The sequence below is a fragment of the Terrabacter tumescens genome (assembly GCF_014646815.1).
GTDB classification, from domain to species: Bacteria; Actinomycetota; Actinomycetes; order Actinomycetales; family Dermatophilaceae; genus Terrabacter; species Terrabacter tumescens.
Window position 1 is genome coordinate 459,025 of the sequence record NZ_BMNZ01000002.1, and the last position, 20,977, is coordinate 480,001.

Annotated in this window: 23 protein-coding genes; 9 read left to right on the forward strand and 14 right to left on the reverse strand. The window is 73.5% G+C overall.

Annotated elements, in window-relative coordinates:
- Positions 1-11: 11 nt before the first annotated feature.
- Both IEY30_RS06120 and IEY30_RS06125 read left to right on the forward strand, forming a co-directional pair.
- Positions 12-2,066 carry a hypothetical protein gene (locus IEY30_RS06120; RefSeq protein WP_030198393.1) on the forward strand — a complete coding sequence of 685 codons (2,055 nt, stop codon included), beginning with the start codon at positions 12-14 and terminating at the stop codon, positions 2,064-2,066.
- Positions 2,063-3,268, forward strand: a complete 1,206-nt coding sequence (locus tag IEY30_RS06125) for an NAD-dependent epimerase/dehydratase family protein (protein WP_052358535.1) — start codon at positions 2,063-2,065, stop codon at positions 3,266-3,268. The genes IEY30_RS06120 and IEY30_RS06125 overlap by 4 nt, the downstream gene beginning before the upstream one ends.
- Here IEY30_RS06125 and IEY30_RS06130 read toward each other — a convergent pair.
- From IEY30_RS06130 to IEY30_RS06150, 5 genes are all read right to left on the reverse strand, one after another.
- Complete coding sequence (locus tag IEY30_RS06130) at positions 3,207-4,082, reverse strand: hypothetical protein (protein ID WP_030198399.1); 876 nt, start codon at positions 4,080-4,082, stop codon at positions 3,207-3,209. The two genes, IEY30_RS06125 and IEY30_RS06130, sit on opposite strands and share 62 nt — an antisense overlap.
- Positions 4,083-4,093: 11 nt before the next feature.
- The gene (locus IEY30_RS06135) at positions 4,094-4,612 is read right to left on the reverse strand and encodes a hypothetical protein (protein ID WP_030198401.1); all 519 of its coding nucleotides are present in this window, start codon (positions 4,610-4,612) and stop codon (positions 4,094-4,096) included.
- Positions 4,613-5,088: 476 nt separating this feature from the next.
- The gene (locus IEY30_RS06140) at positions 5,089-5,799 is read right to left on the reverse strand and encodes a hypothetical protein (protein ID WP_030198404.1); all 711 of its coding nucleotides are present in this window, start codon (positions 5,797-5,799) and stop codon (positions 5,089-5,091) included.
- Positions 5,800-5,810: 11 nt separating this feature from the next.
- The gene (locus IEY30_RS06145; protein ID WP_030198407.1) at positions 5,811-6,269 is read right to left on the reverse strand and encodes a hypothetical protein; all 459 of its coding nucleotides are present in this window, start codon (positions 6,267-6,269) and stop codon (positions 5,811-5,813) included.
- A complete protein-coding gene (locus IEY30_RS06150; RefSeq protein ID WP_081920488.1) occupies positions 6,269-7,552 on the reverse strand; it encodes an NHL repeat-containing protein in 1,284 nt (427 codons plus the stop codon). Before IEY30_RS06150 ends, IEY30_RS06145 begins: the two co-directional genes overlap by 1 nt.
- A gap of 123 nt (positions 7,553-7,675) precedes the next feature.
- Between IEY30_RS06150 and IEY30_RS06155 the strand changes: the two genes are divergently transcribed.
- From IEY30_RS06155 to IEY30_RS06180, 6 genes are all read left to right on the forward strand, one after another.
- Positions 7,676-8,491 (forward strand): UbiA family prenyltransferase, encoded by an 816-nt coding sequence (locus tag IEY30_RS06155; protein ID WP_030198412.1) that lies wholly within the window; start codon positions 7,676-7,678, stop codon positions 8,489-8,491.
- A gap of 82 nt (positions 8,492-8,573) precedes the next feature.
- A complete protein-coding gene (locus tag IEY30_RS06160; protein ID WP_043416719.1) occupies positions 8,574-9,644 on the forward strand; it encodes a type III polyketide synthase in 1,071 nt (356 codons plus the stop codon).
- A 7-nt stretch (positions 9,645-9,651) separates the two neighbouring features.
- Positions 9,652-10,203 (forward strand): isoprenylcysteine carboxyl methyltransferase family protein, encoded by a 552-nt coding sequence (locus tag IEY30_RS06165; RefSeq protein ID WP_030198417.1) that lies wholly within the window; start codon positions 9,652-9,654, stop codon positions 10,201-10,203.
- On the forward strand, positions 10,200-11,270 hold the full coding sequence (locus IEY30_RS06170) for an NAD(P)/FAD-dependent oxidoreductase (RefSeq protein WP_030198420.1): 1,071 nt from the start codon (positions 10,200-10,202) through the stop codon (positions 11,268-11,270). Before IEY30_RS06165 ends, IEY30_RS06170 begins: the two co-directional genes overlap by 4 nt.
- Complete coding sequence (gene idi, locus IEY30_RS06175; protein WP_081920489.1) at positions 11,267-11,950, forward strand: isopentenyl-diphosphate Delta-isomerase; 684 nt, start codon at positions 11,267-11,269, stop codon at positions 11,948-11,950. Before IEY30_RS06170 ends, idi begins: the two co-directional genes overlap by 4 nt.
- A gap of 116 nt (positions 11,951-12,066) precedes the next feature.
- Complete coding sequence (locus IEY30_RS06180) at positions 12,067-12,831, forward strand: phosphodiesterase (protein ID WP_229674863.1); 765 nt, start codon at positions 12,067-12,069, stop codon at positions 12,829-12,831.
- A 13-nt stretch (positions 12,832-12,844) separates the two neighbouring features.
- On the opposite strand, the gene IEY30_RS06185 is transcribed toward IEY30_RS06180, so the two are convergent.
- The 6 genes from IEY30_RS06185 to IEY30_RS06210 form a co-directional block, all read right to left on the reverse strand.
- Positions 12,845-13,294, reverse strand: coding sequence for a hypothetical protein (locus IEY30_RS06185; RefSeq protein WP_030198430.1), 450 nt, complete (start codon positions 13,292-13,294; stop codon positions 12,845-12,847).
- Positions 13,295-13,456: 162 nt separating this feature from the next.
- The gene (locus tag IEY30_RS06190) at positions 13,457-13,798 is read right to left on the reverse strand and encodes a YciI family protein (protein ID WP_030198433.1); all 342 of its coding nucleotides are present in this window, start codon (positions 13,796-13,798) and stop codon (positions 13,457-13,459) included.
- Positions 13,799-13,909: 111 nt separating this feature from the next.
- The gene (locus IEY30_RS06195) at positions 13,910-14,629 is read right to left on the reverse strand and encodes a dienelactone hydrolase family protein (RefSeq protein ID WP_030198503.1); all 720 of its coding nucleotides are present in this window, start codon (positions 14,627-14,629) and stop codon (positions 13,910-13,912) included.
- Between the two features lie 122 nt (positions 14,630-14,751).
- Complete coding sequence (locus IEY30_RS06200; RefSeq protein ID WP_052358538.1) at positions 14,752-15,195, reverse strand: hypothetical protein; 444 nt, start codon at positions 15,193-15,195, stop codon at positions 14,752-14,754.
- 115 nt (positions 15,196-15,310) lie between these two features.
- Positions 15,311-15,859 carry a DoxX family membrane protein gene (locus tag IEY30_RS06205; protein WP_030198437.1) on the reverse strand — a complete coding sequence of 183 codons (549 nt, stop codon included), beginning with the start codon at positions 15,857-15,859 and terminating at the stop codon, positions 15,311-15,313.
- A 283-nt stretch (positions 15,860-16,142) separates the two neighbouring features.
- Positions 16,143-16,514, reverse strand: a complete 372-nt coding sequence (locus IEY30_RS06210) for an antitoxin (RefSeq protein ID WP_030198440.1) — start codon at positions 16,512-16,514, stop codon at positions 16,143-16,145.
- Between the two features lie 313 nt (positions 16,515-16,827).
- On the opposite strand from IEY30_RS06210, the gene IEY30_RS06215 reads away from it, so the two are divergent.
- Positions 16,828-17,580: an SDR family NAD(P)-dependent oxidoreductase gene (locus IEY30_RS06215; protein WP_030198443.1), complete on the forward strand. Its 753-nt coding sequence runs from the start codon at positions 16,828-16,830 to the stop codon at positions 17,578-17,580.
- 66 nt (positions 17,581-17,646) lie between these two features.
- On the opposite strand, the gene IEY30_RS06220 is transcribed toward IEY30_RS06215, so the two are convergent.
- From IEY30_RS06220 to IEY30_RS06230, 3 genes are all read right to left on the reverse strand, one after another.
- Positions 17,647-18,678 (reverse strand): NAD-dependent epimerase/dehydratase family protein, encoded by a 1,032-nt coding sequence (locus IEY30_RS06220; RefSeq protein WP_052358539.1) that lies wholly within the window; start codon positions 18,676-18,678, stop codon positions 17,647-17,649.
- Positions 18,675-19,226, reverse strand: a complete 552-nt coding sequence (locus IEY30_RS06225) for an SRPBCC domain-containing protein (RefSeq protein WP_052358540.1) — start codon at positions 19,224-19,226, stop codon at positions 18,675-18,677. Before IEY30_RS06225 ends, IEY30_RS06220 begins: the two co-directional genes overlap by 4 nt.
- 114 nt (positions 19,227-19,340) lie before the next feature.
- A complete protein-coding gene (locus IEY30_RS06230) occupies positions 19,341-20,549 on the reverse strand; it encodes a GNAT family N-acetyltransferase (protein WP_081920497.1) in 1,209 nt (402 codons plus the stop codon).
- Between the last annotated feature and the right edge of the window lie 428 nt (positions 20,550-20,977).

Consider the following 20,977-nt stretch of genomic DNA (forward strand, 5'->3'; position numbering starts at 1 on the left):
TTCATGGGGGAATGCGGCCCTCCGGCGTCGCCGAATCGCCTGACCCCTCGCTCAACCCCGCGGACGCGATCGTCGTCCGGGGACGCGACCCCGCGCTCCTGGCCGCCGCGGTGCGCCGCCTGCTGCCGTCCACGACTCTGTCAGGGCGGGCGGTCGTCCTCGCTCGGCTCTCACCTCCGACGCCGGCGTCCGCATCGGTGGTGCACGTCGTCGTCGACGCGCTCGTCGAGGCCGGGTGCGAGGTGTCCGTCGCGGGCCAGCTCGCAAGTCGGGACCGCGACCGCGGGCACCGCTCCGTCGGGGCGCTCGCGCACGCGGCGGGGCTCACCGACCGCACGGAACGGGGGAGGCCGTATGCCGTCCTCGACCTCGCCGACGACCTCGTGCCCTCCCCGGGCCCCGCGACGAGCGTCCTCGCCGGGCTGCCGGTGCCGCGGGCGTGGCTCACGGCGGACACCCGCGTCGTCGTGGGGCGTGCCGTCACCGACCTCGTCGAGACGTATGCCGGGTGCCTCGACACGCTGCTCCGGGCCGTCCCGGAGGTGGCGGGGTGTGAGCCCGCGGACCTCGCCGCCGAGGTGGCGCGGCACCTCGGCCCGCACCTCGTGGTGCTCGACGCCCTCGACACGAGCGGTGGCGCCGACGGTGGGCGGCTCCCGCAGGTCACCGAGACGGACACCGTCGTCGTCGCGAGAGACCCCGTGCTCGCGGACGTCACGCTCGCCGGTCTGCTCGGCGTGGACCGGTCGAGCTCGTCGCTGGTCGAGCGAGCCGTGATGCTCCTCGGGGAGCCTGTCGGCCGCGTCGAGGGCGATCTGCAGCCCTTCGCCCCAGTCGCCCACGCCCATCCCCTCGCGGTGAGAGCCGCCCGTCGGTGTGCCCGCGACGTCCGCCTGGCGCGGGTCCTCAGCGCCGCGACCGGCGGCCCCGACGCCGGATCGGTCACCGCAGACCCCGTGCTCGCCGCCCTGCGACCGCTCGTGACCGAGGCCGTCCGGGCCGCCGCCGACCCCGTCGGACAGGCGGGACTCGTGGCCTTGCTCGGGCTGGCGTCGACGCTCTCGGCCGGCGGGGAGGCCTGGGCCGCGACGATGGACAAGTCCAAGGTCGACCGACGGGTGGTCTCCCTGGGCTTCGACCCCGGCGACCACCCGGACGCCGACTACGACGCGCTCCCCGCCCAGCTCGCCGCCATCGACGCGGTCGTCGACCGGCTGCCGAGGACCAACGACCCGGACGCCCTGCGGTGGTGTCTCGTCGACGGCGCGACCGTCTTCGAGGTCCGTCGGGTCGTCGCGGCCGACTTCGACGCGTGGGTCGAGCGCGTCGACGTCGCCGAGGGCATCAGCGTCATGGCCGACTACATCGGCGGCCGGAGGGTGCTCGTCGGCGAGCCCAGTCCCAGTGAGAACCCGGGCGGCTCACGGCAGCGGCAGGCCGAGCGCAACCTCTACCTGCCCCAGCCGAACTACCTGGCCGCGTGGGGCGGCGAGCCGATCGACGTCTGCAAGATCGAGCTCGTCGAGCGCGGGCCGGACCGCCACCGGCTGCTCTGGCGCACCGTCTCGAGCCCCAACGGCTCCGCCACCCACGACGACGGCACCCTCACCTTCGAGCGGACCGGTGACGGTGCCACGCTCGTGACGATCCGCGGCCGTCAGCTGTTCACGCTGCCCCCGGTGCTCGACGCGGCCGACCTGCCGTCGGTGCCGGAGCTGCACGGCCCCCTCCTGGAGGAGGCCTACCGGCGCTTCTTCACCGCCACCTTCGACAACCTCGAGGCCTGTTTCGAGGGCCGCGAGCACCGCATCGGCCGTCCTCCGCCGGACCCGTCGGAGCCGCTGCTCACCGAGTCGGTGCGGATGCTCGTCGACGCCCTCACCTCTCGCCTCGGGGTGGGGGACCAGCAACGTGAGCACGGGACGCCGGCCGCACGGGATGGCGCGCCCGACCCGGCCCTCGACGTGCACGGGTTCCGGCACGTCCCCGGCCCGCGCAGCCGTGACACCGGCCCGGCAGCTGCGCGTGCCGACGCTGGCTCGATCGACGAGGGGGCGACCTCATGAGGGTCGCGGTCACCGGATCGACGGGGCTGGTCGGCCACCACGTCGTCGCGGCAGCCCTGACCGGCGGCCACGAGGTGGTCGCCGTGACCCGCCCCGGACGCCGGCTGCCCCAGCGGCTGCTCGCGCTGGGTGAGGTCGGTCAGGCGCGCGCGAGCCTGACCGACCGGGTCTCCCTCGCGCGCGCCTTCGAGGGGGTCGACGCACTGGTGCACTGCGCGGCCGTCTACTCCTACGACGCCGCGGCCACCGCGGAGCTCGCCGACGTCAACGTCGCCGGGACCCGCGCCGTGCTCGAGGCGGTTGCCGCAGCCGGCGTCACCCGCGCCGTCGTCACGAGCTCGGCGGTGACCCGCGGCTCGAGCCTGCAGCCGCTGCCGCGCGACGAGCGCCACCACCTCGGCACCGAGCCCGCACCGGCGTACTACGCGAGCAAGGTGCGCCAGGAGCAGGCGGCCCTCGACGTCGCCGAGAGCACCGGGCTCGAGGTCGTGCTCGCGCTGCCGACCGTCGTGCTCGGAGGACCCTACGACCGACTGGGCCCGAGCAACGCCATCGTGCTGCGATACCTCCTCGACCCCACCCGCAGCACGTACCCCGGAGGCTGCAACGTCGTCGACGCCCGCGACGTGGGTGCGGGTCACGTCACCCTCCTCGAGCGCGGCGAGCCGGGGGAGCGCTACCTCCTCGGCGGCGAGGACGTCTCGTGGCGCACGCTGCACGGCCTCGTCGCCGACCTGGCCGGCGTCGGTCAGCCGGTGCTCGAGCTCCCGGCAGGGGCAGCGTGGCTGGCCGCCGGCGCGGCGGAGGCGTGGGCGCGACTGACGTCGTCATCGCCCTTGTCGACCCGCGAGGAGGCCTCGACCGTCGGGCGCTACTACTGGTACGCCTCCGACCGTGCCCTCGGGATCGGGTATGCCGCCCGCCCGGCCCGCGAGGCCGTGGCCGCCTCTCTCGCGTGGCTGGCCATCGGGCCGGACCTGCCGCGGTTCGTGCGCGAGTCGCTGCGCCTCGCCCCGGCGGTGCGGGCCGCCCGTCCGCTCGAGCCCCGGGCCCTCCCCGGTCCCGTGGGTGGCGGGACGGGTTCGGCACCGGGTTCCGAGACCGGGGCCGAGGGTGGTGACCCGAGCTCCGGCCGGCCGCTCACTCCTCGACGACGACCGCCACGTCCAGCTCCGCCTCGACGCCGCCCGTCACGAGGATGACCCCCTCGTAGCGCTCACCGGGACGCACCACGTCGGACTTGAGGTCCACCTCGAGCAGGACGTCGTGCTCGGAGCCGGCCGGGATGGTGACGCCGTCGGGGTCCAGCCGCAGCTCGAGCTCGACATGACGCCCCGAGTCGGGTTGCAGCCGTCCGGCCGAGAGCAGCACCTTGCGGGCGCGCGGGTGGGCGTTCGACAGCGTGACCCGGCCCGTCGCCGTGTCTCCCGGACGCCCGTGCAGGGTCACGGCTGCTCTGCCCGCGACGGCGCCGGTGTCCGCGTGCGCTTCGGCTGCGCCCGATTCCGCTGCAGGCCTGGTGATGACGACGTCCGACTGCTCGTCGGCATCGCCAGGATCACCGAGGTCGCCGGCATCGCCGGCACCGTGACGGTCACCGTCCCGGTGTGCAGCGTGCGATGGCGGCCCAGGTGCAGGCCCGCGCCCCGTCCCGGCTCGCGTCCCGGTCCGAGTTTCGGCGCGAGTCCCGGCTTGCGTCCCTGCCCGGGCCCCGGACCGCGTCGCAGAACGGGTGTCTGCGATGACCCGGGCCATGCTGCGGCTGCCGATGGCGACGAGGCTGCCGGCCACGTCGAGCCCGAGCTCACCGACGTCCTTCCAGTAGCGGGCGCCCTCGCGGCTGACCGCCTCGACCCAGGCCCGCCCCGCCGTGGTCGGGTCCACCTCGGAGGTCAGCGTGGCCCGACCCAGCTCGATCGACTGCCGCGCGAAGTCCGCCTGCGCCGACCAGGCGTCGCGCGCCAGCTCGGTGATGCGGGCGAGCATCTCGTCCTGGCCCCTCGCGTTCGACGACATCACATGCCTCCTCAGCAGCAGCCGCAGTCGCAGCCGGCCTGCACCGGGTCGCACCGCGACGGACTCACGACGACAGCCACGCGCAGCGGCCGCGAGCACCCCTCGAAGCGCACGTCGGCGTAGGCGCACGCGCACGCGTCGAGGTCGCCCGGCAGACGGCCCTGACCCATCCCCACATGGGTGTCGAGCGCGACGTCGGAGCCCTCCTTCTCGTCCGGACCGGCGGCATCGGATCCCTTGCCGCCACCTTGGCCACCTTCGCCACCTTGCCCGTCTCCGCCGTCACCGCCCTGGCCGGCGGTGGTCGTGACGCCGATGACGAGCCGCACGATGCGGTCCTCGCACGGCGCGAGGGTGACTTGCTCCTCCTCGAGCACCGCGACGACGGCGAGGTCGGTGTCGGTGCCCACGTGCCAGGGGCCCACCGCCAGCGTGACCGGGCGCTCGCGGCGCCAGGCGTTGTGCAGGGCCAGCGGGATGATCCGCCGCTCGCCGACGCGCGTGCGGACGACGACGTCCGCGTCGGGCACGCAGCAGTCGCAGGCGTCCCGGCAGCCGCACGCCGAGCCGTGGTGGCCGTGGCGCTCGTGATCGTGATGGTCGTGACCTTCATGCTCGTGAGCGTGGTCGTGGTGGTCGTGATGGTCGTGTCCCTGGTCGCCGCACCCGCACCCGCACCCGCATCCGCCACCACAGCCACCGTCACAGCCGTGCCGGTCGGCCCCGCAGCCACAGTCGTCAGGTCCGGTGTGGCGGCCGTGGTCATGGTGTTCGTGGTGGTGTTCGTGGTCGTGGTGATGGTCGTGGTGATGGGCTCCGTGGTCGTGGGCGGGGCGGGAGCGCTGCTGCCCCCACGCCGGCCACGGGGAACTGGGGCCCGCGCTGCTGCCGCCCATGAAGGGCGCGGTCATCTCGTCCCAGAGCGACTGCGAGGCGTCGGTCCACTGCTGGACGGCGTCGACCCAGCCGGTCCGCAACGAGGTGAACAGGTCTGGCGTGGAGGTGCTCATGACTTCGACTCCGATCGGTCTCGCGGAAGGATGACGACGTCCAGGTCGGCGACGCCGACGGGGACGGACGCGGTGTGTCGCCGGGCGGGGTCGAGGCCGGGCGGGACCTCGAGCCGGGCGGCGAGGGTGACGGTCTGGCCGGGCTCGACGACCCCGGGGGCGTCGAGCGCGAGGACGACGTCGGGGCCGGGATCCGGGCCACCGTCGTCGGTGCGGGCCTTCGTGAGTGCAGCAAGCGGCATACGCACGTTGCCCGTGTTGGTGACGACGAGGGTCACGTCCTGGCTGCCCTCGACGGCGAGGACGCGGCGGGGGCTCAGGTCGAGCGCGAGGTGGGGTGCCACGTCGACGACGACGGGTCGGCGCACCCCGCCGAGCTCCATCTCGGCCTCATGCCGACCCGGTGGGGTGCGGGCGGGGAGGGGCACGACGACCGGGACCTCGACCGTGTGGCCCCGCGGGATGATGGCGCTCGCCGCGCCCGTGACCACCTCACCGCCGAGGTGCAGGGTCGGGCGTCGGACGACGAGCCGGTCCGCCGAGACGTTCTCGACGGTCACGGTGGTCGTGAGCCGCCCCGGAGGCCCTGCGAGCACGATCGCGTCGTCCGGCTCCGCCGCGGGTGGTCGCCGGCGGGAGGGGCGGGACGGGCGGGCGGGTGACGAGGCGGCCTTCGTGGTGGCCGGCTTGCGTCGTGGGGTCGGCATGGCGGCGTCCTCTACAGGTCGATGACGACGGGGCCGCTGGGGACGGGGCGCACGTGAGTCGACGTGCGGCCGCGTACCGTGACGGCGAAGACCTCGAGGCCGAGCACCGACCAGCTCCACTGCTGCTCGTAGGGCGTCGACACCTCCGTCGGCGGCGGTGGGGCGAGCTCGAGACGCACGCACGAGTCGAGGGCGACGGGTCTCAGGTCGACGACCGACGCCGAGTCGATCTTCGAGGTAGTGTCGACGGCCGAGGTCGAGTCCAGCTTGGCGGTCGAGTCGAGCTTCGAGGTCGAGTCGACGGTCGTCGTCACCGGCGCGAGCGCGACCTTCGAGTCGGTGTGCACCGTGTTGTCGCCAGCGAGGGTCAGCTTCATGTCGTCGAGACCGGCGAGCTGGCTCGTGACGTCGGCCGTGACGTCGCTGTTGACGCTGCCGCTCAGCGCGGTGTCGATCGAGTAGGTGGCCATCAGTGCTCTCCTGACTGGGCGGTGCGCGGTGGGTCGGGCGGTGGGCCGGGCGGTGTTGCGAGAGGTGCCTCGGGGCTGACGAGGTAGGAGTGGTGGAAGCCGAGCCGGGGGTCGGCCCAGTCCGACAGGCCGGGGTCGATCTCCCCGAGCTCCGGCATGACGATGCGGTCGCGCAGCTCCAGCGACGGGTAGTCGTAGACGCTGATGTGGTTCTGCCCCCGGTTGGCCGTGAAGAGCAGCGTCTGGTCGGCCGAGAGCTGGCACGCGTAGATGCCGTCGATGAGCGAGCCGCGGCTCACCCGGAACGACTCGGCGAAGAGGTTGGCGTTGCCGACGACGTTGGCCCGCATGAAGGACTCGGCAAGCGTGTTGAGCGACTGTCGCGGGTAGGCCCACGACTCGAGGGCTCCCGGGTGCTCGTCGACGAGACGGTGGTGGGTCATCGTCTCGAGGTCGACGAGGACGACCGTGTGGCTGCCCCCGGTGCAGAAGATGAGCTCGCTGTCCGAGATCGTCACGTCCGAGTTGATGTGCGCGGGCACGTCGCGGTCGGCGACCCAGTGGCGCAGGACCTGGCCGTGCTCGGCGTCGATCTCGAACGCATACTGCCTCAGCCACGCCATGCCCCAGTGCGCGTAGTCCGTCCGGTCGGCGGGGTGCACCCGGAAGGACACGGCATAGAAGACGTCGAGCACCGGGTGGCACACGACGTGCCAGCACGTCGTCGGCAGCGTCACCGTGCGCACCTCGCCCGAGACGGTGTCGAGGATGCCGACCTCGCGGGCCTCGCTGCGCGATGGGTGGTCCATGCCCCCGTAGACGACGTAGCGGCCCGACGCGGTGCGCTTCATCGCGTGCGGCACCTTGAGCCCGTGCGGGGCCAGGACCTCGGCCTTGGTGAGGCGGTTGACGTCGAAGCTCCACAGGTGCTCGCCGATCGCGGTGACGAACGTCGTGTCGTCGAGCCACACGAGGTGGGTGCTGCCCTTGATGGTCGTGTCGGGCACCTCGAAGCGCAGCGTCGAGACCCGGTCGACCTCCTCGAGGGTGGCGAGGTCGTAGAAGAGCAGATGCTGACCGGTGTTGCCCAGGAAGCCGATCCGCCGGCTCGGGTCGACGCTCGGGGCGTGGCCGCCGGACGCACCGTGGAAGTAGCTGACCTTGTAGGAGTGGTCGCCGGTCACGGGGTCGTAGCGGAACAGGCACACGCCGGCCCTACCCTCGAGGCCGTTCAGCCCGTTCCCGTCGAGGGCGACGTGGAACGCGTAGGGGTAGTCACGCATCGGCAGCCCCGACTGCTTCGGTTCCGCGGATCCGGCGCACGGTCGTCACGCCGACTCCTCAGGCTAGCGCCGGGCCGTAGGGGCCTGTCGGGAAACGGGGGATCCGCGCCGTAGGCTCGGCGCGTGCCGGTCGGGCGAGGGAGAGCGACGCTGCAGGGTCTGGCGCTCGCGTGCCATCCCGGCCCCACCGTCGCCGTCACCGTCCTCACGGGGCTGCTCGCGGCGTCGACCGGGCACACAGCTGCACGCGGGCTGCTCGTGACCGCAGCGGTGCTCACGGGCCAGCTGTCCATCGGCTGGAGCAACGACCTGCTCGACGCCTCCCGGGACCGGGCCGTCGGGCGCGCCGACAAGCCGATCGCGCGGGGCGCCGTGCCCGAGCGGACGGTGCGGGCCGCCACGGCGGCTGCCCTCGTCGCCACCACCGTCCTGTCGCTGGCGTGCGGCCTGGCCTCCGGCCTCGTCCACCTCCTGCTCGGCGTCGCGTCGGGCTGGGCCTACAACGTGTGGTTCAAGCGGTCCGTGCTCTCCCCGCTGCCGTATGCCGTCGCCTTCGCCGCGCTGCCCGCGGTCGTCACGCTCGCGCTGCCGGAGCCGGTGTGGCCAGCACCCTGGGTCATGGTGACCGGGGCGCTCCTCGGGGTCGGCGCCCACCTGCTCAACGCCCTGCCCGACCTCGCCGACGACGAGGCCACCGGCGTCCACGGCCTGCCGCAGCGGCTGGGTGGCCGGACCGTGCGGTGGCTCGCGCCCGCCGTGCTGCTCGCCGGGACCGTTGTGGCCGCGACCGGGCCCGGCATCGACGCGGCGGGGGTGCTGCTCCTCGGGGCCTGCACGGTGCTGGCCGCCGTGGCGGTGCTGGAGCGGGGACGGCTCCCGTTCGTGGCGGCGGTCGGCATCGCGCTCGTCAACGTCGTGGCCCTCGTCGTCCGCCGCTGAGCCGAGCGACGGCCGTGACAGGTGGCGAAGGGTGTCCAGCGTCATGACGTCACCCCGCCACGATCGGCCTAGGGTGGGCAGGGTGAGCCACCTTGCGGCCGTCCGGGGAGTCCTCCCAGAGCACACCTACGCCCAGGCCGACGTCACGGCGGCCTTCGCCGACGTGCTCGGCTCGGTCGGGTCCGACCGCGCGCTGCTCGAGCGCTTCCACGCCAACGCCGGCGTCAGCCAGCGACACCTCGCCCTCCCGCTCGAGCGCTACTGGCAGCTCGAGGACTTCGGCGCTGCCAACGACGAGTTCATCCGCGTCGCCACCGAGCTCGGCTCGCACGCCGTCACCAAGGCGCTCGCGGCCGCGGGTCTCACTCCGCGGGACGTCGATCTCATCATGTCGACGACGATCACCGGGCTCGCCGTCCCCTCGATCGAGGCGCGGGTCGCGGCCGAGATCGGGCTGCGCGACGACGTGAAGCGCATCCCGCTCGTCGGGCTGGGCTGCGTCGCGGGTGCTGCCGGCGTCGCGCGGGTCCACGACTACCTGCTCGGCCACCCCGACGACGTCGCCGTGCTGCTCTCGGTCGAGCTGTGCAGCCTCACCGTCCAGCGCGACGACCGGTCGGTCGCCAACCTCGTGGCCAGCGGGCTCTTCGGCGACGGCGCCGCGGCCGTCGTCATGGTCGGCGCCGACCGCGCCGCAGCCCTCGCGCCAGGCCAGCCCCGCGTCGTCGCCACCCGCAGCCGCCTCTACCCGGAGACCGAGCGCGCCATGGGCTGGGACGTCGGCGCCACCGGCCTGCGGATCGTCCTCGGCGCCGAGGTGCCCGACCTCGTGCGCGCCAACGTGCGCGGCGACGTCGACGGCTTTCTCGCCGACCAGGGCCTGACCCGGGCCGACATCGGCTGGTGGGTCGCCCACCCCGGGGGTCCCAAGGTGCTCGAAGCCATGGAGGAGGCCCTCGAGGTCGACCGCGAGGCGCTCGGTGTCACGTGGCGCTCGCTCGACCGCATCGGCAACCTCAGCTCCGCGTCGGTGCTCCACGTGCTCGCCGACACCCTCGCCGACCACACGCCCGAGCCCGGCTCGTGGGGCGTGCTCATGGCGATGGGCCCCGGCTTCTGCCTCGAGCTCGTCCTGCTCCGCGCGGCCGACTGAGGCGCCCATGCTCTCCCAGTGGCTCTTCACCGGACTCGTCCTGCTCGTCGGTCTCGAGCGCGTCGCCGAGCTCGTCGTGTCCAAACGTCATGCGGCGTGGGCTTTCTCGCGCGGCGGGGTGGAGCGAGGGCAGTCGCACTACCCCGTCATGGTCGTGCTCCACACGGGGCTGCTCGTCGGCGCCGTCGCGGAGGTGTGGCTGGCCGACCGACCCTTCGTGCCCGCAGTCGGCTGGCTCATGCTCGCGCTCGTCGTCGCCAGCCAGGCGCTGCGCTGGTGGTGCATCACGACCCTCGGCAACCAGTGGAACACCCGCGTCATCGTCGTGCCCGGCATCTCCCTCGTGCGCCGCGGCCCCTACGGCGTCATCCCGCACCCGAACTACGTCGCCGTCGTCGTCGAGGGCCTCGCCCTGCCGCTCGTGCACGACGCGTGGGTGACGGCGCTCGTCTTCACCGTCGCCAACGCCGTGCTGCTCACCGTGCGCATCCGGGTCGAGAACGCCGCTCTTCGCGAGATCGCTTCTCCCGCAGGCACGCCCATCCAGGCAGCCTCGTGAGCACCGACGTCATCGTCATCGGCGGAGGTCCCGTGGGGCTCGCCACGGCGTTGTATGCCGTGCGCTCGGGCCTGTCTCCCGTCGTCCTCGAGCCGCGGGCCGGGACGATCGACAAGGCGTGCGGCGAGGGGCTCATGCCCGGTGGCCTCCTGGCGCTCACCGACCTCGGAATCGACCCGCCCGGCCACGACCTGCGCGGCATCCGCTACCTCGCCCGGGGACGCCAGGCCGAGGCGGACTTCACCGGCGGGCCGGGGCGGGGTGTCCGGCGGACGACCCTCCACGACGCCCTGGCCCGAGCCGTGGGCGACGCCGGCGTCGAGGTGGTGCCGTTCGGTGCGTCCGAGGTCACGCAGGACGACGACGGCGTCACGGTGCGCACCGGCGGACCGGCCGGCGCCGGACCGACACTGACAGCTCCCTGGGTGGTCGCCGCCGACGGGCTCCACTCGCCGACGCGCACGTCGCTGGGGCTCGACCGCGACCACGCCGCCACCACGCGCCCGCTGCGCCGCTACGGACTGCGCCAGCACTACGGCATACGCCCGTGGAGCGACCACGTCGAGGTGCACTGGGCCGCCCACGGGGAGGCCTACGTGACACCCGTGGCCGACGACCTCGTCGGCGTCGCCGTGCTGAGCAAGCAGCGGATCCCGTTGTCGGAGAGCCTCGCCGAGTTCCCGCAGCTGAGGGAGCGGCTCGACGGGGCACCCGTCGTCACGTCGGTGCGCGGCGCGGGGCCGCTGCGGCAGCGGACGACGCACCGCGTCGCGGGGCGGGTCCTGCTCGCCGGCGACGCGAGCGGCTACGTCGATGCGCTGACGGGGGAGGGCATCTCCCTCGGGCTCGCCCACGCCCGGGCGGCGGTCACGGCCGTCGCAGCCGACGACCCGCAGTCCTACGAGCGGTCGTGGCGCGCCGCCACCCGGCGCTACTCGCTGCTGACGCACGGGCTCGTCCAGGTCACACGCCCGGCGTGGTCCCGTCGGCTGCTCGTCCCGGCCGCGGCCACACTCCCGCCGGTCTTCCGCAGCGCCGTCAACGAGCTCGCGAGGCCCGGGCGATGACCGGCGGTGCGGAGGCGGGTGCGGAGGTGGCTCTGGGCGCCGACACCGGCGCTGGCACCGGGCAGGACGAGGAGCTCGTCGTCCTCGTCTCGGCAGACGGAGAGGCCGTGGGCACGGCGCCCAAGGCGACGGTGCACGGCCCCGACACCCCGCTCCACCTCGCCTTCTCCGTCTACCTCTTCGACGACGAGGGATCCCTGCTCGTGACCCAGCGTGCCCTCGGCAAGGCCACCTTCCCGGGAGTGTGGACCAACTCGGCGTGCGGGCACCCGGCGCCCGGCGAGGCGGTCGAGGACGCGGTACGCCGTCGGGCCCGTGACGAGCTCGGCCTGGACGTGCACGACCTGCGGCTCGTCCTGCCCCGCTTCTCCTACCGGGCCGAGATGGACGGCGTCGTCGAGTGGGAGCTGTGCCCCGTGCTCACGGGCCGGGTCACGGGGTCCGCGCCGGCGCCCGGCCCCGACCCGACCGAGGTCGAGGACGCCCGGTGGTTGCCGTGGGAGCCGTTCGCCGCCGACGTGCTCGCGGGACGGCGACAGGTGTCGACGTGGTGCCGCGAGCAGGTGGCCGAGCTGACCGCGCTCGGCGCCGACCCGGCACGCTGGCCGGCCGCCGACCCCGCCGACCTCCCGGCCGCCATGACCACCGAGTCGAGTGGGCGCCCCGCCCCGGTCGACTGAGCGCCCCGCCCCAGTCGAGTGAGCGCCCCGCCCCACGCCGGTCGACCGAGGAAAGCATCCCGGCGGGCCGCCCTCGACGAGTGCTGGTTCCGCCGTCCGATGGGTAGGTGGGAGGGGTGACCAGCTCTTCCACCGCGCGTCCGGCCGCTGCCCGTCCGGCCGCCCCGCATCTGCCCCTCCCGCCGGCCCGGGTTGCCGGCGTCGCGCTCGCGTCGGGGCTCGGGCTCGTCGCCTGGCTGACCGGACGCAAACCGCTCCATGCCGTCGGGCGCACCTGGTCCGCAGACCTGCGCATCGACGCCCCGCACCCCGGCCTCGGGGTACCGCTCCTGCATGACCGGGGCGTCCACGCGTGCACGGTCCGCGTGTCCCGCGCCGTGGGCACGCCGACCGGCTGGTGGGACATCGGTGGACTGGCCCTCCGCCTGCCCGGCGCCGGCAACCAGGGTCGGCCCGCCGACCTGCTCTTCGCGACCACCGGCACGGGTCGGGTCACCCGTCACCTGCTGCGCCCGGTGCGCCGGTCTGCAGGACGGTCCCTGACCACCTTGCTGCCGACGAGGGCCGGGGCGCACACCCTCGCGCTGCTCGTGCGACCGGTCGACGACGAACCCGAGCCGCAGGAGTTCGAGCTGGCCGTGGCCGTGGACCACGGCGGCTGGGACGTCGTGGGCCTGCTGCAGCTGCGCCAGGAGCGGTTCGACGCCGCGATGCGGTTCGACCCGATCGTCGACGAGCTCGACGGCACCACCGCGCCCGCCTGGGTCGTGGCGCTGCGTGAGCCCGCCTACCGCTGGTCACGCCGGCTGACGCGCCTCACGCGCCACTCCGACCAGCGCGAACCGACCACGGCGGAGCCGCAGAGGGCTGCAGCCGGCTGACCTGCCGCGGTGGTCAGAAGATCTGGTCGGCGAGCTCCTCGAGAGTCCTGCCGTCGCAGCCGGCCGCCAAGGCCTCGTACGTCGCGCCACGCGCCGCATCGCGCGCGTCCGGTGACAGCGCCGCGATGACAGCGGCGACGGCCCTGGCCTCGACGCACTCCGAGGGCTGCTGCAGGTTCTCGAGCGACGGTGCGTACAGGTCCGAGGAGGCGGCTTCGAGCTCGCGCTCGCAGGCGGCGTCGAGCTCCCGCTCGAGGTCCCACAGCTGCACGAGCTCGTCGATCTCGGGATAGCGCTGCAGGCCACCGCGGGCCACCTCGAGGGCGTTGGCATCCTGGACGTTCGTCACGGCGCACGCGAGACGCGCGGCGCGGAAGGCGAACGTGCGGGCACGACCCGGCTCGGCACCCGCGATCCGCGCGGCGAGCCCGGGCGCCACCGCCTCGACCGGGTGCAGCTCCACGGGCTCTCCTCATGATCAAACGGTCGGCACTGCAAGAACAGCCCACGGAGCCATACCCGTTGCGCCTCGCGCCCTCCCGGTGACCGGGCGTGTCGTGTGGCCCGGACACACCCGGACACACCCGGACCGCCACGAACCCGCCGAAATCGGCGGGCCTCCGGCTCACTCCTCCTGCAGCGCTCGCACCTCGACCGGCCCGTGGCAGGCGGCCGAGCCCTCGTGGGCCAGGGCGAGCGCGGCGTCGAGGTCGGCCGCCTCGATGATCCAGAAGCCGCCGAGCCACTCGCGGGCCTCGCTGAACGGCCCGTCCGTGACCGCGCCGGCCGACGCGTCCACGACCTTGGCCTGGCTGACGTCGGTGAGGCCGCCGGCGAGGACCCACGCGCCGGTCTGCTGGAGCTTGGTGTTGAAGGCGTCGACGGAGGTGTACATCTGCTGCATCTCGTCGACCGACGGCATCGCGTCGCCCTCGCGGTGGTGGACGGAGAGAAGGAACTGCGTCATGGGAGTGCTCCTGGTTCGAGAGGGTGTCGGGCCCGGCGTGGTGCCGTTCCACCCCCACGTCGATCGGTCCGGGGCCGGCTCGACAGGGACGGGTGAAGAACCTTCGAAAGCTCAGGCGACGGGCAGCCGCTCGCGCAGGAACTGGGCGGTCGTCGACCAGGCGAGGGTCGAGGAGGCCGGGTCGTGCCACGGCATGTCGTCGTTGTCGAACGCGTGGTCGGCGCCGGCATACGTCTCCACGACGGTCGCCGGCTGCCGGGTCAGCGACGCCTCGATCCGGCGCACCGTCTCGGTGTCGATGAAGGAGTCGGCGAGCCCGAAGTGGTGCAGGCTCGGGGCGGTCACGGTGAGGTCCTCGTGGAGGCCGGGCAGCGCCGAGCCGTAGTAGCTGACGAGCGCGTCGAGTGGCGCGGTGTCGTCAGCGTCGCCTGACTCGAGGTGGGCCGCGACGGCGTAGCCGAGGCCACCGCCGAAGCAGAAGCCCAGGACGCCGACGCCCGCCGTCACCTCGTCGCGATCGCGGAGCCACTGCACGGTCGCGGCGGCGTCGCCGACGGCGGCGTCCCAGTCGAGGCGCTGGACCAGGCCCATGCCCTGCTGGAGCGCGTCGTCGCCCTCGACCGGCGAGGTGACCCCGAGGCGCCAGAAGATCTCGGGCGCGACGACGACGTAGCCCTGCTCGGCGAGCTGGGCGGCGCGGCGCTGGACGTAGTCGCTGACCCCGAAGATCTCCTGCAGCACGACGATCCCCGGCCCGTGACCGGTCGGAGGGAGCCAGAGGTGGGCGGGCATCTCGCCGGCGTCGGTCGTGATCGTCACGTGTTGGGTCATGTCGCCAGTATGTCGAGACGGCCGGGACCGCGACCGCGTGAGCGCGGCGTGTCCCGGCCGTCGTCGACCGATGGCGTATGCCGTGTGCCCGGGGTGGGTGCCGGTGCAACGGCCCTGCGTGGTCAGCGTCGCGGACGCAGCTCGAGCAGGCGCGCGTCGTACATCCGCACCCGCTCGGCGAGGACGTCGTGCTCGCGCTCGTGGCTGCGCAGCACCGCGACGAGGGAGACGATCGCGACGACGGCCAGGGCGCCGAGGGTGGCGAGCGTGACGACCCCCGACCGGGTGTCGGCGCGGCCCGTGGCGAGGAGGAAGAGGGCGGCGGCGAAGAGCAGTGCGACGACGGCGCCGAGCCCCCCGATGCGGCGCGTGGCGGTCCGGTCGACAGCGTCGAGCGCGTCCTGGGCGAGGGCCCGCTCCTCGCGGGCGACGCTGCGGCACAGGTAGGTTGCGGCTGGGAAGCGGTGCGGCTCGCCGCGGCGGCCCCGGACGTGCGGCCGGTAGTCGGTCGGGACGTCGACGAGGTGCGGGCCCGGCGCGATCGGCCGGACGGTCAGCGTGGTCATCGGCTGACTCCTTCTCTTGCTCGGTCTGGGTGGTGAGGTGACCGGACGGACAGCGCCGCTGGGTGCCCCGTCACTCTCAGGGTGCACCCAGCGGCGCTCGCCGGGAGGTGTTTGCTCAGTCGTCGGAGCCGGTGTGCAGCCGGGCGCCGAGGGCGTAGGCGGCGACGACCAGGGCCGACGCGGCGAGGACGATGTCCTTGAGGACGTACTGGCCCATCAGGGTCGGGCCGTGCGGGAAGAGCTCGGCCGTGAAGAGCGCGAGCGGCGACATGATCCCGATGAGGGCGCCGCCGAGGACGACGATGCCGACGCGCAGGAACTTGCCGGTGACGAGCGTCAGGCCGATGACGGTCTCGGTGACGGCCGTGAGCAGCACCGCCGTGTGACCCGAGACGAGCCCGAAGGTGAGCCGGTCGATGGTCGCGGAGGCGATGGCCTCGGCCGGGCTGAGGCCCGGGACGAACTTGATGACGCCGAAGCCGAGGAAGACGAGGCCGAGGCAGACCCGCAGGACCTGGAGGCTGTAGGCGACGAGGAACGCCTGGAGGCGGTCGACGGCGCCGGTGAGCGACCGGGTCGCGGTGTGGCGCAGACCCGTGGTGCCGCCGGTCGAGGACTGACGGTCGGTCTGCTGGCCGGGGTGGTCGATGACGAGCTGGGACATGGTGGTTGCTCCTTGAGGTCGAACTGTCGAGACCTCAGAAGCAGGATGACCCCCGGAAATACCCCTGGCTACCGAGTTTGAGTCGTCCTACCTAGACCAAACGCCGACCTACGTGGGCAAATCCGGCATGATTGCTCAGTCCATCAATTCGCTTGACAGGAAAGCTGATTCACGAGACGGACAGGTCGTGACATTGCGAGTGCGGGGCAGCGGGCGACCCGGGCCCGGGCAGCCGTATGCCGCCGAGGGGGGTCGGCGGCATACGGTCCTCGAGGGTGCCGGCTCAGGTGGGGTTGCCGGCGGGGGATTCCTCGTCGAAGGCACTGTGCTTGTCGTCGGGCACGGCAGAGGCGGCGGAGGTGGGAGGAGCCGCCTTGCTGCTGCTGTTCTGCTCGACGAGCTTGTCGATGCCCTTGTCGACCGAGGAACGAACCTTGGTCACGGTGTCGGCGTGCTTGCCGCCGGTCTTCTCCTCGATCTTGGCCTCGGCCTTGTCGAGAGCGCCGTCGACCTTGCCCCGGTTCTCCTGGGCGTAGCCGGCAGCGGCGGACATGACGGTCTTGGCCATCTCGACGACGGCGTCACCGAAGTCCTTGGCCTTCTCCTGGAAGTGGACCTCGTCCGCCTTGTGCTTCAGCTGCTCACCGAATGACACGGTGTCTCCTCGTCTCGCACTGGCCCGACCCATGTCGGGCTCACTGCTTCCACAGTCATACCCGGTGCCTTCTTGCCGCAACCGGGGTCGACCCCGATATCGACCCCGAACGACCCTGAGCAGAGGCCTTGCACGGCCGCCGTGAGCCGAGATGTCCAGGATGTCCCGGGGTGCGTGCGGGTCGTGTCGCGGCCGTGTCTGGTGCGTCACGTCGGGCTCACTGTGACCTGAAGGACTGCGGTGGAGGTGCGATCGGACCAGACTGGAGGTGGATGCAAAAGCGCTGGCCCACAACTGAACTGGAGTGATCACCATGAAGCGGCTCGAAGGACGGGTGGCGCTCGTGACGGGCGCGGCGAGTGGCATCGGCAAGGCCACGGCACGCCGGCTCGCCGAGGAGGGGGCGGCGGTACTGCTGACCGACGTCAACGAGTCGCTGGGGGCGACGACGACCGAGGAGCTGCGGGCCGCGGACGCCCGCGTCGACTTCCTCCGGCACGACGTGACGAGCGAGGCGGACTGGGAGGCGGCGGTCGCCAAGGCGGTCGAGGAGTTCGGCTCGCTCGACATCCTCGTCAACAACGCCGGCATGGGTGACCTCGCCCCGATCGAGGACACGAGCCTCGCCGACTGGGAGCGCACCGTCGCGATCGACCAGACCGGTGTCTTCCTCGGCATGAAGACCGCTGCGGTGCACCTCAAGGCCTCGGGCCACGGCGCGGTCGTCAACATCAGCTCGATCTTCGGCACGAGCGGCGGCTTCGGCACCTCGCCCGCCTACCACGCGGCCAAGGGCGCGGTCCGGACCCTGACGAAGAACGTCGCCCTGCACTGGGCGACCGACGGCGTGCGGGTCAACTCGGTCCACCCCGGGTTCATCGACACCCCCATCCTCGACGGGGCCCGTGGCACGCCGTTCGAGCAGACGATGATCGACCTCACCCCGATGGGGCGCCTGGGCCGCCCCGAGGAGATCGCGGCGGGCGTCGCCTACCTCGTGAGCGACGACGCGGCCTTCGTCACCGGTCTCGAGCTCTACATCGACGGTGGCTACATCGCGCGCTGACCCTGGGCGCCCCCGCCCGGTCGCGGCGGTGTGACGTGACCGGGCCCGGGGAAGGACCGCCTGCGGCTACCGGCCGCGGGCGGTCGACCACACCCAGTCGAGGACCGACCGGTGACGGGCCCACGTCGGGTCGCCGACCGACGGCGCCTGCGGGTCGCCGTCGAGCGCCGCGCCGTCCGGGGCCCCGTCGCCGGCCCGGGTCGTGGCGAGCGAGCGCGACACGGCCTCGCCCACCGCGAGCCGCCCGCCCGGGGGCTCCCCGAGCACGTCGGCCGCGTCGCGGTCGCCGACCATGTCATGGCCCAGGCTCGGGATCAGCGACTGCACCGTGCCGCTCGGCACGTCGACGAGTGCGCCGGCCACGCGCGCGACCGTCTCGACGGGCGCCAGCCACACGGGCAGCTGCACGCGCAGCAGGCGGGCGCGGGCGGCATACGTCCTCAGCAGCGAGACGTAGCTGAGCCGGTCCGGTCCCACGACGTCGAGGTGTCCCGTCACGTCGGGCCGCTCGAGCGCCTCGGCGAGGAACCACACGGCGTCGGCGACGGCGACCGGCTGGATGACCGAGCTGCCCATCCACGCCGGGACCGTCTGCACGACGCCGAGGCGCGTGGACATCTGGCGCATCACCTCGAAGCTCGTCGACCCGGCGCCGACGACCATCGACGCGCGCAGCGTCAGCACCGAGCAGTCCGCCGTCGCGAGGATCTCCTCGACCTCGAGCCGGGAGAGCAGGTGGTCCGACAGCTCGTCGTCGGGAAGGTCGGGCACGATGCCCGAGAAGTAGACGAGCCGCGACGCGCCCACGATGCCCGCGGCATACGCGACGTTGTCGGCCGCCTGGCGGTCGAGCCGCATGAAGTCCGCGTCGTCGAGCCCGTGCACGAGGTAGCAGATCGCGTCGACGCCCTGCAGCGCCTCGAGGACGCGCTCCTCGTCCTGCACGTCGACGCGTCGCCACTCGACGTCGCCGGACCAGGGGTATGCCGTCGACGGGCTCCGATGGTGGGTGGCCACGACCTCGTGGCCGCGTCGGAGCAGCTCCGGCACGAGCCGCGACCCGACGTAGCCGCTCGCACCGACGACTGCGACCCTCATCGTCGTTTGCGCTCGCGGCGGTCGCGCCGGAAGGAGCCGAACAGGTCGGTGGCGGACCGGATGAGGTCGAGCGAGCCGTCGTCGTCCGCCGCCGCGTCCGGGACCGGCCCCGGCACGGCCATCAGCGTGAGGAAGCGCTCGATGAGCGGGTCGGAGGCGCGCTGGACGAGGCCCGTGCCGAAGTCCATCGGGAAGCCGAGGAAGACGAGGTCGGTCACGAGGTGGGCGCGGGTGCGCTCGTCCTTCGCGACCGGGTGCAGCGTCAGGGTGATGTCGATGGTGGCCCGGCCGAGGCCGTGACGCTCCTGGCCCGTGGCCGTGAGGCGCGCCCGGCCCCGGTCCTGGTCGCGCTCGACCATCGAGCCGGTGCCGTCGAAGTACATCGACAGCGGCCCGAGCTTGGCCTTGATCTCGCCGACGAAGTCGTCACCGTGGACCTCGGTCACCTTGGCCCCGGGGAAGGAGCGGCCGATCCGGTGCAGGTCCATGAAGTTGGCCCAGACCACGCCCTGCGGTGCGTCGAGCTCCTGCTCGTGACCGAGTCTCATCGCGTGTCCTTCCGTCGGCGCGCCGCCCGGTCGGTGACGGGCGGCGCCTGGTTCAACGGTGGCATACCCGGACGGGTGCCGACAGGGGCGCCCCGGCCGGTCGCGTCGGCCGCGTCAGTCGGTCGCGCCCGGCGGCAGGAGCTCCCAATGCAGGCCGTCGCCCCAGCCACCACCGGGCAGGCGGTCGACGGCGTGCTCGCGCCCGAACGAGGTGAAGCCGACCGAGCGCAGCACGGCGTTGCTCGCCTCGTTGTCGGCCGCGGTCTCCGCGACGAGGCGCCGCACCCCGAGGCCGCCCTCGGCCACCGGCGCCAGCGCGTGGGCGACGGCGAGGCGGGCCGCCTCCTTGGCGGCCCCGCGGCCACGAGCGCTCGGGAAGAACTGGTAGCCCAGCTCCGCCGCGTCGCCGATGGGGCCACCCCGGCTGAAGAGGGTCACGCTGCCGAGGGCGCGGTCGGTCCCGAGGTCGGCCACGCACCAGTCGAGGGCCGTCCCCTCCGACATCCGCTCCTGCCGCGTCAGCAGCCAGGCCGGGAAGGTCTCGCGGCGCAGGATGGAGCGCGCCGGCATCCAGTTGTCCGGGTCGTCGCGCGGCTCGATGGCGTCGACGTCGTCGGGTCGCCACGGCCGCAGGCGCACCTGCTCGCCGATGATCTCGGTCGGCGCGAGCCACGGCGTCCGCGCCGTCAGCGGGTCGCCCGGCGTGATGCTGCCGGTCCACGTGTCGAGGGCCTGGGGACCGCCCTCCGGGTCGGGGTGGCTGCCCGGGACCGTGCCGTGGAAGGTGAAGCCGGCCGCCCACACCGCCCGGCGCGAGCCCCAGTTGCCGACGACGGCGCGCCAGTGGACGCGGCCGACGGGCGCGCCCCAGACGGTGTTGGCGAAGGCGTAACCGACGACGAGCCGGACGGCGCGCGACATCAGGCCGCGGCCGCGGGCGTCCGGGTGCAGCCCGAAGCCGAGCTCGCCGACCGACGGCGCTGCGCCGGGGCGCAGGTCGATGGTGCCGCCGTAGCGGGAGGCGCCCGTGTCGTCCGTCCACTCGATGGCCCACGAGCGCGTGGCGCCTGGCTCGCCCCAGGCGGCGAGGTTGTGCTCGACCCAGCCCAGCGCGTCGTCGCGGCCGTAGGGCCGCGGGACCGTCGTCCAGCGCAGGCTGTCCGGGTCGGTGCTCTGCTCGACGATCGCGTCGGCGTCCTCGACCGAGTGCGCCCGGAGGGTCACGACCCCGTCGGTAAGCACGGGCACGTCGGGCTTCACGTCGGGCTTCACGGCGGGTGCGACATCGGGTGTCACGGCGGGCGGCTGGGAGGTGGCGGTCACGGCGTCAGCCTGCCAGCCGGCATACGCCCTCGTCACCGCGGTTTGTCCGCTCCGGCGCGGCCAGAAGGGGCCTGCGCAAAGGAGAAGGACCGGGAGCCAACATGTGGCTCCCGGTCCTTTTGGCCCGCTTCCCCTCCACAGGCTGCGTTCCGAGCCCTACCGTACCCAATGGGTCGACGCGACGAACATCTGTTGCGCACCGGCTCGACGGACGCAACTCGGGGGAGGGTGCGGACCGCGCGGCAGACGCCGCCGGCCGCGTGAAGGGGGCTGCGGTGAGGTCGCTGACAGGGGTCGCACAGGCGTGCGAGCGGGCCTGGAGCACAGGGCTGCCAGAGCGGGACGGGAGCCTCCCCCTGGCGCCGGCTCCCGTCCCTGAGCATCGGGCTCGGAGCCACCCTATGAAGGTCGTATGCCGTGTCTGCCCC